The sequence below is a fragment of the Microcoleus sp. S13C4 genome (assembly GCF_036700865.1).
In the GTDB taxonomy this organism is placed as follows: domain Bacteria; phylum Cyanobacteriota; class Cyanobacteriia; order Cyanobacteriales; family Microcoleaceae; genus Microcoleus.
The window spans coordinates 31,826-33,461 of the sequence record NZ_JAUBPS010000064.1; the positions used below are offsets into that span (position 1 = coordinate 31,826).

General features: G+C 44.2%; 1 protein-coding gene. It reads left to right on the top strand.

Translation table 11 applies throughout. From position 1 onward, the window contains the following. A partial coding sequence (locus QT996_RS22465; RefSeq protein WP_333049067.1) for a CHAT domain-containing protein occupies positions 1-1,636 on the top strand: 1,636 nt, incomplete at both ends.

The window sequence follows — 1,636 nt, forward strand, 5'->3', positions numbered from 1 at the left end:
GTCGGGCAATAGGATTTCGCGGTGAGGAAGCTTTCACCCTTTACAGCATAGCTTCTGTCAAACGCGCTCAAGGCAATTTTATTGAAGCCCTCAACGACATGGAATTCTCTCTCAAAATTATCGAAAACCTTCGCACCAAAATAGCCAGTCCTGAACTCCGCAGCTTATACTTTGCCACAGTCCAAAACTACTACGAATTCTACATCGATTTGTTAATGCAACTGCACAAAACTAATCCTAAATCCGGTTACGCTACAAAAGCCTTAGAAGCCAGCGAACGTTCGAGGGCCCGCAGCCTCCTCGAACTCCTCCAAGAAAGTAACGCCAACATTCGCGAAGGCATTTCCCCCGAGTTACTGCAACAAGAAAAGAGCCTGCAACAGCAACTCGATGCTATAGAAAAGCAGCGTATCGAAACAATCAGTACCCCCAATGCCAACGCAACTAAAATCGATGAAATCGACAAACAGCGCCTCGTACTTTTGGAACAATATGAGCAACTCCAAACAAAGATTCGTACTGCCAGCCCCCGCTACGCTGCCCTCACTCAACCCCAACCTTTAACACTGCCAGAAATTCAGAAACAAATTATCGATGAAAACACTATTTTATTGCAGTATTCCCTCGGAACAAACCGCAGTTATTTGTGGCTTGTGACATCAACAGGACTAACCAGCTATGAATTACCAAAACAGGTTGATATTGAAACAGCAGCCCGCAATTTCCGAGACTCAGTAACTATCCCAATCCAAAGAGATATTCCCCAAAAAGTTGCCGAAGCAAGTGCAAATTTAAGTCAATTAATTTTACAGCCCGCCGCAGCCCAATTAAAAAACAAACGCTTATTAATTGTTCCCGACGGCGTGCTGCACTATACTCCTTTTCCAGCTTTAACTATTACCCAAACTCAAGGACAAAATACCAATGTTCCCTTAATTGCCGAACATGAAATTATTACCCTGCCTTCCGCCTCAAGTCTCGCTATTCTCAGGCAAAATTACAGAGATAGAAAACCACCGAGCCGAACTTTAGCAATTTTAGCAGACCCTGTTTTCAGTCTAGACGATGAAAGAATTAAAGGAAAAATTACCCAAGAAACGACTGACAAGTTAGAAGCAAATAACCTCGGCTTAAACCGCTCGCTCCGTGCTTCCGATCTGGAATGGCCACCCAAACGTCTACCCTTTACCCGCCAAGAAGCCCAAACAATATCCAGCTTATTCCCCTCAGCTTCTAGCCGTCAAATATTTGATTTTAATGCCAGTCGCACTACAGCCACCGATGGCAGTTTAGCCAATTATCAAATCGTTCACTTCGCCACCCACGGCATTGCCAACAACAAAAATCCCGAACTGTCAGGAATTGTGATGTCGATTGTAGATGACAAAGGCAATCTTGTCAATGGTTTTTTACGCCTCACCGATATTTTCAACTTGAAACTGGCGGCAAATTTAGTGGTTTTGAGTGCTTGTCAAAGCGGCATGGGGCAGAATGTTAAAGGCGAAGGAATGGTGGGATTAACTAGGGGTTTTATGTATGCGGGGGCGCAGCGGGTGGCAGTGAGTTTGTGGAGTGTAGATGATGAAGGAACTGCTGTGTTAATGCAAAAGTTTTATCAAAAAATGCTGCAACAAAA